The 8,851-nt window shown below is 41.9% G+C and carries 4 protein-coding genes; all 4 read left to right on the forward strand.

The annotated features are described in order from the left end of the window. Positions 1-428: 428 nt before the first annotated feature. The 4 genes from hsdR to CV944_RS15705 all read left to right on the forward strand — a co-directional run bounded on the left by hsdR (position 429) and on the right by CV944_RS15705 (position 8,667). Positions 429-3,671: a type I restriction-modification system endonuclease gene (gene hsdR / locus CV944_RS15685; protein ID WP_100664505.1), complete on the forward strand. Its 3,243-nt coding sequence runs from the start codon at positions 429-431 to the stop codon at positions 3,669-3,671. After that, the gene (locus CV944_RS15690; protein ID WP_100664506.1) at positions 3,672-5,153 is read left to right on the forward strand and encodes a class I SAM-dependent DNA methyltransferase; all 1,482 of its coding nucleotides are present in this window, start codon (positions 3,672-3,674) and stop codon (positions 5,151-5,153) included. Continuing rightward, positions 5,150-6,706, forward strand: a complete 1,557-nt coding sequence (locus CV944_RS15695; protein ID WP_100664507.1) for a restriction endonuclease subunit S — start codon at positions 5,150-5,152, stop codon at positions 6,704-6,706. The genes CV944_RS15690 and CV944_RS15695 overlap by 4 nt, the downstream gene beginning before the upstream one ends. A 299-nt stretch (positions 6,707-7,005) precedes the next feature. Further along, positions 7,006-8,667, forward strand: coding sequence for an IS1634 family transposase (locus CV944_RS15705; protein ID WP_063330359.1), 1,662 nt, complete (start codon positions 7,006-7,008; stop codon positions 8,665-8,667). The last annotated feature ends 184 nt before the right edge of the window (positions 8,668-8,851 follow it).

Consider the following 8,851-nt stretch of genomic DNA (forward strand, 5'->3'; position numbering starts at 1 on the left):
AGACCTCCTTAATGTTGATTTCACCGCTAACATTATGGCCAGGATCTCGTCAGTGCTTTCTCTTTTTTGTCACTAAATCACAAAATTTGGTGATGAACCAAATTTTTATTGGAAAGACCATATCATCTTACAAATTTATTAGTTCCCTTAATAGCCTTTCTGAAAGATTCTTTTAAACTAAAAACGAAGGGGAATTTTACTTAGTTGTTCATTTTGTGTTAAAAAACGATAATATTGTGTTACGTTTAAGAAAATTAACGATGTAGTTTCGTGTCGGTAAAATGTATTTGTTACATAATGAGAAGTGAGAAATATTGTAAAATTTATGCTAAAATAGTACTATATATCCCTTTAGGCGATAATGTATTTCCAAGCATTTAAGTATTAGAGTAATTGAGCCAAGAAATATATATGGGTGAGGTGTGTATATGTCACACAATTTTCGCTTTTTAGAAGAAAAATGGGAAGTTCTCGCCCGTGTTGGGGAAACGGCGGAACGAAATGTATATCAAAATCCAAATGTGACGATTAGTGAGCTGAGAAAATTTGCAGAAACGATTACAAAATATATTTTAGCTTTAGAAGAAATTCGGGAAGAACGGGGAACTGATCAGCAAGAACGTCTAAGAGTTCTTTTTTATGAGCAAATTATCCCAAAAGAAATATATGACTTATTTACGGTTATTCGGTTGAAAGGGAATGAAGCGGTACATAATCCGAGTTATGGAGAAGTAAATGAGGCAAAAGCTTTATTGCATATGGCGTTCCGCATAGCCGTTTGGTTTATGGAAGTGTATGGCGATTGGTCATTCCAAGCTCCAGAGTATATCGAACCGACACCACAAACATCTATATCAGCAGATGAGTTGGATCATGTAGTTAAGTCATACGAAGAAAAGCTTGCTCAATTGGAAACAGAGCTTGAAAAGATACGGAAAGAACAGCTATATATTAGCAGTGAAGAGAAGCAAAAACGACGTGAATTCTCTCAACGTGCAATCGCTAACTTTGAATTGACGGAGGCAGAAACCCGTATTCTTATTGACCAACAATTACGAGATGCTGGATGGGAGGCTGACTCTGAAAAGTTACGGTTCTCAAAAGGAGTTCGTCCGGAAAAAGGCCGAAACATGGCAATCGCGGAATGGCCTTTAAAACGCGGTTACGCCGATTACGCGCTATTTATTGGCCTTGAACTGGTGGGAATCATTGAGGCGAAACGCGCCAGCAAAGATATTCCATCCGACATTGAACAAGCAAAAGAATATGCAAAATTAGTCGTTCGACATGGCAACGAAGTGATCCATGAACCGTGGGGAGACTACTTTGTTCCGTTTCTTTTTGCGACCAATGGCCGTCCGTATTTAAAACAGCTCGAACAAAAATCAGGCATTTGGTTTTTAGATGCCCGAAAATCGACGAACCATCCGCGCCCGCTGCAAGGCTGGTACACTCCTCGCGGGTTAAAAAAATTGTTAGAGCAGGATATCGAACGTTCAGAACAATTTTTGCGTGATGAAAAATTTGATTATCTAAAATTAAGAGACTATCAAGTGAAAGCCATTCAAGCCGTTGAAAAAGCACTGGAAGAGAAAAAACGAAGCATTTTAATCGCAATGGCAACCGGAACAGGGAAAACGAGAATGGCGATTGGTCTCATTTACCGATTACTCAAAGCAAAGCGTTTTCATCGAATTTTATTCCTTGTTGACCGAAAAGCGCTAGCGGAACAAGCGGAAAGTGCTTTTAAAGAAAGCAAGATGGAAAGTTTCCATACGTTCACCGAAATTTATAGCTTACAATCGTTATACGATCAAAAACCAGATGACGAAACGAAAGTGCATATCGCTACCGTACAAGGAATGTTAAAACGAATTTTTTATAACGACCGCTCGGAAGACATCCCGCCTGTGGATCAGTATGACTGCATTATTGTGGACGAAGCCCATCGCGGTTATACGTTAGATAAAGAAATGGATGAGGTGGAACTGCAATTTAGAGATCATCAAGACTATGTCAGCAAATACCGCAAAGTGCTCGATTATTTTGATGCCGTCCGCATCGGATTGACGGCGACGCCGGCACTTCATACGACGGAGATCTTTGGTCCGCCTGTCTTCACGTATTCTTATCGGGAAGCGGTAGTGGATGGCTATTTAGTCGACCATGAACCCCCGTATCAATTTGAAACGGTGTTGAAAAAAGAAGGGATTACGTGGGCGAAAGGGGAAACGGTCGATGTGTATGACACGGTGACAGGAACGATTTCTCAAGAGTATTTAGAAGACGAAGTCAATATTGATGTGTCTCAGTTTAACACAAAAGTCATTACGGAAAGCTTTAATCGTGTCATCATTCGTGAATTGACGAAATATATTTCTCCGGATGATGAAGGAAAAACGTTAATTTTTGCTGCCACTGATGATCATGCTGACTTAGTCGTTCGCCTTTTAAAAGAAGAGTTCGAAAAACTATACGGTGAAGTCGAAGACAACGCGGTGATGAAAATTACCGGTTCGATTAAAGATCCTTCTGGTGCGATCCGCCGTTTTAAAAACGAAAAATATCCAACAATTGTCGTTACGGTTGATTTGCTGACGACGGGTGTGGACGTGCCGGCGATTACGAATCTTGTCTTCTTACGGCGTGTTCGCTCGCGCATTCTGTATGAACAAATGTTAGGACGCGCAACGAGAAGATGCGAAGAAATCCAAAAAGACCATTTTAAAATTTTTGATGCGGTTGGGATTTATGAATCTTTAAAACCATATACAAGCATGAAGCCGGTTGTAACGCGTCCGAATATTTCGCTGACTCAATTAGTCGAAGAATTAGAGGGACTAGAAAAAACGGAACATCTTCAATATCAAAAAGAACAAATTATTGCCAAAATCCAGCGGAAAAAGCGGAAATGGTCCGATAGGCAGCATCAAGACTTTAAAGTGCTGTCCGGAGGCAAAACGGTCGATGAGTTTATCGATTGGGTAAAAGCCTTGCAGCCGGATGAATTACCTGTACAATTAAAAGAGTACAAGTCCATGTTCCGCTATATGGATGAAAATCGCTATCGGGAAAATAAGCAATATATTTCCAAACATGAAGATAAGCTGATTGCGGTAAAACGCGGATACGGAAACGCGGAAAAGCCAGATGACTACTTGCAATCGTTCGGTGAATTTATTCGCAACAATATGAACAAAATCCCAGCTTTAATGATTGTTTGTCAACGTCCAACTGAGTTAACGAGAGAAGAACTGAAAAAGCTGCTGCTCGAATTGGACCAAAAAGGCTTTTCCGAGAAAAAACTGCAAGCGGCATGGCGGGAGGCGAAAAATGAAGACATCGCGGCGGACATCATCGCCTTCATTCGCCAGCAAGCGCTAGGCGATCCGCTCATTAGCCATGAAGAACGAATTAAAAACGCCATGAAAAAAATTTACCAAATGAAAGCATGGCCGCCGGTGCAAAAGAAATGGCTCGAACGCATTGAAAAGCAATTACTGCAAGAATATGTTCTTCATCCAGATCCGGAAAAAGCGTTTGAATATGAGCCATTTAAGAGCCACGGAGGCTTTAAACAATTAAATAAAATTTTCGACGGACAATTACCTCACATTATTCGTGAAATTAATTACAACTTATACAACTATTCTAAGAAGGAGCAAGCGTAGATGAACAACAGAGAAATCGTCCAAAAGCTATGGAATTTATGTAACGTTCTTCGTGATGACGGCATTACCTATCACCAATATGTGACAGAGCTAACGTATTTGTTGTTCTTGAAAATGATGAAAGAAACCGGTCAAGAATATATCATTCCAGAAAAATACCGCTGGGATTCGTTAGTAGAAAAAGACGGAATTGAACTAAAAGAGCATTATCAACAGTTGTTACTTGATTTAGGGAAAGAGGAAAATGAATTATTAAAACAAATTTATACGGACGCGACATCGAATATTAGAGAACCAAAGAACCTAGAAAAAATTATTCAATCCATTAATAACTTAGATTGGTATAACGCGAAGCAAGAAGGTTTAGGCGATTTGTATGAAGGACTGTTAGAAAAGAACGCGAGTGAAGTCAAATCAGGAGCGGGGCAATATTTTACGCCTCGCGTCCTCATTGATGTCATTGTAGAACTTGTGAATCCACAGCCGGGCGAGCGCTGCCATGACCCTGCCGCGGGGACATTCGGCTTTATGATCGCGGCAGATCGCCATGTTCGTGAGCAGACCGATGATTATTTTGATTTATCCCAAGAAGAAATCGAATTTCAAAAATACAAGGCATTCTCAGGAGTAGAGCTTGTCAGAGATACGCATCGCTTAGCGGTCATGAATGCGTTGCTTCATGATATTCATGGAGAAATCTTGTTAGGTGATACCCTCTCATCACTTGGTGAAAGTTTGAAAAATTATGATGTGATTTTGACGAATCCGCCGTTTGGGACGAAAAAGGGTGGCGAGCGGGCAACACGAACAGACTTTACCTTTACAACATCAAACAAACAGCTAAATTTCTTGCAACATATTTACAGAGCTTTAAAACCGAATGGAAAAGCACGAGCCGCTGTTGTTGTACCTGACAACGTATTGTTTGAAGGCGGAGTTGGTGCTGACATTCGTCGTGACTTAATGGACAAATGTAATTTGCATACGATTTTACGCTTGCCGACAGGGATTTTCTATGCCCAAGGAGTGAAAACGAACGTCTTATTCTTCACCCGTGGGAAAACAGATGTCGGCAATACGAAAGAAGTATGGGTGTACGATTTACGTACGAACATGCCTTCCTTCGGTAAGCGGAATCCGCTAACGAAAGACCATTTTGAAGGATTTATTAAAGCCTACACAGCAGAAGATCGCCGTCAAGTCAAAGACGAGCGCTGGAATGTGTTTACCCGTGAAGAAATTGCGAAAAACGGCGACAGCTTAGATATTGGCTTAATTTCTGATGAATCACTGTCCGTCTACGAAAACTTGCCAGACCCAATCGATTCCGCCGAAGAAGCGGTGGGAAAATTAGAATTGGCGATTTCGTTACTAAACGAAGTCATTGCCGAGTTAAAAGCTGTCGAACAACCTAATAGCTACCAAATGACTTCTAACGAAACACTGAAAGTGGCAGAAACATCTGAGGTGCTTAAAAAATGAGCAAAAAAAAGCAAAAGTCTATTGAGGAACTATTAGAAGAAGCATTAGTGCCTGAAGAAGAACAGCCTTATAAAGTGCCGGAGAATTGGGTTTGGGTGAATTGTGGAGCTATAGCAGAAATAGTTAGAGGTGTTTCGTACAAAAAAGATCAAGTAGAACAATTTAAAAATGCTAATACCTCCTTGGTTATTAGAGGTGGAAATATCCAAGAAGGGAAACTAGTTAATCAAGATGATAATGTATATGTTAAAAATGACATTATCAACGAAAATCAACGTCTGCAAGAAAAAGACGTATTACTAGTGTCATCAACAGGAAGTAATAAAGTAATTGGTAAAGCTGCATCTGTAACTCCTGAATTTGTAAATGAAAGTTTTGGGGCATTCGTAACATTATTAAGACCAGATAAAAAAATAAATGGAGATTATTTTGGCTTTTATTTTCAATCTTCAAGTTATAAATCTGTTATTTCAAATTTGGCAAAAGGAAGTAATATCAAAAATATTAAAAAAGAACATCTCCAAAATTTATCTTTTCCACTTCCACCTTTAAACGAACAAAAACGCATTGCTGATAAGGTAGACCGGCTTTTTGCTAAAATTGATGAAGCGAAGCGGTTGATTGAAGAAGTAAAAGAATCGTTTGAACTTCGACGGTCAGCGATTTTGGATAAGGCGTTTCGAGGGGAACTAACACGATCATGGCGTAAAAAGAATGAACATTTAGTTTCTGCTTCCCTTATGTTGCAAGAAATTGCTTCAGAAAGAAAAAGAAAATATTCAGATTTATGTAGATTAGCTAAAATAAATGGAGAAAAGAAACCAAGAAAGCTTTATCTAGATGAGGTGCCTGTTATAGAAGAAAAACCTAGACACTCTTTACCAGATACTTGGACGATTACTAATATTGGCTTTTTAGCTCATGTGACAAAGTTAGCAGGATTTGAGTATACAAAGTATTTTAACTTAACAGAAACTGGGGATGTTCCTGTAATAAGGGCGCAAAATGTTCAGATGGGAGAGTTTATAGAATCTAATATCAAATATATAACTAAAGAAGTATCTGACTTACTCGAGAGATCACAAGTGCATGGCGGAGAAGTTTTAATGGTATTTATAGGTTCAGGAACAGGAAATGTTTGTATGGCACCTAGAGATAACAGACGCTGGCATTTAGCTCCTAATGTAGCAAAGATAACTGTCGATGGAATACTGGCTGAGTATCTCAATTTGTATTTACAATCACCAATCGGGCAGTCTTATATAAAGTCAAAAATGAAAGCAACCGCTCAACAAAGTTTGTCTATGGAAACAATTAGAGATGTATTAGTTTATGTTCCACCGTTGGAGGAACAATATGAAATAGTAAGAATAGTTGAAAGACTTCTTGATAATTTGAAAAATGAATATTTAATTTTGAATGATATACACATGAAGATAGACAATATAAAACAATCTATTCTCTCCAAAGCCTTCCGCGGCGAGCTTGGTACAAACGATCCAACCGATGAACATGCTATTGAGTTGTTAAAAGAAGTACTAAAGTCTAAATAAACCATTTATGTAAGAGCTCACTAAAATAGAGTGAGCTCTATTTTATCTCCTTCATATTGAAAAAATAGTTGTAAATATAGATCTATACTCATTCAACGTTGTTTAACCTTTAGAAAGTGAGATAGAGTATTCTTAGGACTGTAGATAACAGTCTAAGAATACTCTATCTCTGCTTATTTTTGTATAAACATTTTACTAACTCACATTTCGCACCCTTCCGACGAAAATCGGGAGGATTTTTTTGCATCGATGTGGAATGAATCCTTGACACACAAGGAATGCAAAGGAGTTTGTCCACCATGGATGTTCAAATTTGTGAGATTTATGACAGTTCCTATTTGAATATAATAAGTGCCCTTTTCCAAGATCTTGACCTTCCCCAGCTCATCGATCGGCTGGTTCCGGTGGATCCCCAATGCCAAACCCGAACCAGCGATGCGGTCAAGCTGATCCTTCTGGATATCTTGAGCGGACGACAAGCACTCGTCCATTTGGAGCGATGGGCGCATGAGATCGATTTGTCGAAGCTGATCCGGCCGGGGCTGAAGCCTTCTTGGTTCAATGATGATGCGTTGGCTCGTCATCTCGACCGCCTGTATGAGGCGGATATTCACAAGGTGATCAGCACTTGCTTGATTCACATTTATCGGAAAGAAGACCTTCCTCTCCAGGCCTTCCACGCCGATACGACGGACAAGACCGTTTACGGCGCGTATGAATCGGTCTCGTCAGAGGCCCTGCGGATCACGCATGGCTACAACCGGCATCATCGCTGGCAAAAACAGATCGGTTTCGGGCTGATCGGCAACGAGGATGGCATCCCGTTTTACGGCGATGTGCACGACGGCAACCTGCCGGACAAAACGTGGAATCCGGAGGTGCTGTCCCGTGTCCACGAACAGCTCAAACAAGCCAAGATTGAAGACGAATGGATTTACGTGGCCGATTCCGCCGCCATGACGAAAGACACTCTGGCGCAGACGAAAGCCGCCAACGCCTTTTTGATCACGAGAGGCCCATCGTCGCTCCGAATCGTCAAAGCTGCTCTGGCGGAAGCGGATGTCCAACCCGATCCAGCGTGGAGCGACTCCTTTTCGTTGGCCGAGAAAAACGGCGCGGCGTACCGGGTATGGGAAACGGCCTCGACGTATGAAGGCCACCCCGTTCGGCTGATCGTCGTCGAATCGAGCGCACTCGACCAGCGCAAAGGAAAAACGCTCGAAAAAGAGCGGGTCAAAGAAGCGGAGCTTCTTCGCGAGGAACAAGCCCGTTGGGAGCGTCACCCCTTCTCCTGCCGCGAAGACGCCGAACAAGCCTTGGCGTCCCTCAAGGCGTCCCTTCGCCCCCGGTTTCATCGGGTCAAGGCCGCGGTCGAAGAGATCGTGCGCCCGAAAAAACGGCGCGGCCGGCCGAAAAAAGGGGTGGAACCCGAGGTGGAGACGCTGTATCTTTTGCGCCTGGACGTCGAATTCCACCAACAGGCATGGGAACAGGCAAGACGGAAAGCGTCCCGGTTTGTCCTCGTCACGACCGTTCCGAAGGAATGGAAAGGCCGAACGATGGATGCTCGAGAAATCTTGAAGTTGTATAAAGGGCAAATCTCGGTGGAAATGAACTTCTCCTTTCTCAAAGATCCGTTCTTCACCGACGAGATTTACGTCAAAAAGCCAGAACGGGTGGCGGTGTTGGGCTATTTATTTCTCTTGGCCTTGGCGATTTACCGCGTCTTTCAGCGCCGGGTGCGTCAGTTCATCACACCAGAACGCCCGTTAAAGGGCGCCGGAGGCCGCAAGCTGACCCGACCGACCGGGCAAGCGATTTTTCAGTTGTTTGAGTATGTGAAAGTCGTCCTCCTCAAGCTGCCGGATGGACGCATCCAACGCGCGCTAGGAAAACCGCTCACCTACGAGCAGCGAAGGATTCTGCAAGGATTGGGAATGGATGAGAGCATTTACGTGTAACGTCATATGGAACGACTAGCGATGGTAAAAAAAGGATTGCCATCGCTTGTCGTGTTGGTCAAAAAGTTATTCTGAAAAACTAAATAACTGTAGATGAGCATTTTTCATTACAATAATTTCCATGGTTAGAGAGACAAACAGGGTACCCCTTACGCGATACGGAGCTGTTTTTTGATCACATCAA

This window comes from Geobacillus sp. WSUCF-018B (assembly GCF_002809985.1).
Lineage (GTDB): Bacteria > Bacillota > Bacilli > Bacillales > Anoxybacillaceae > Geobacillus > Geobacillus thermophilus.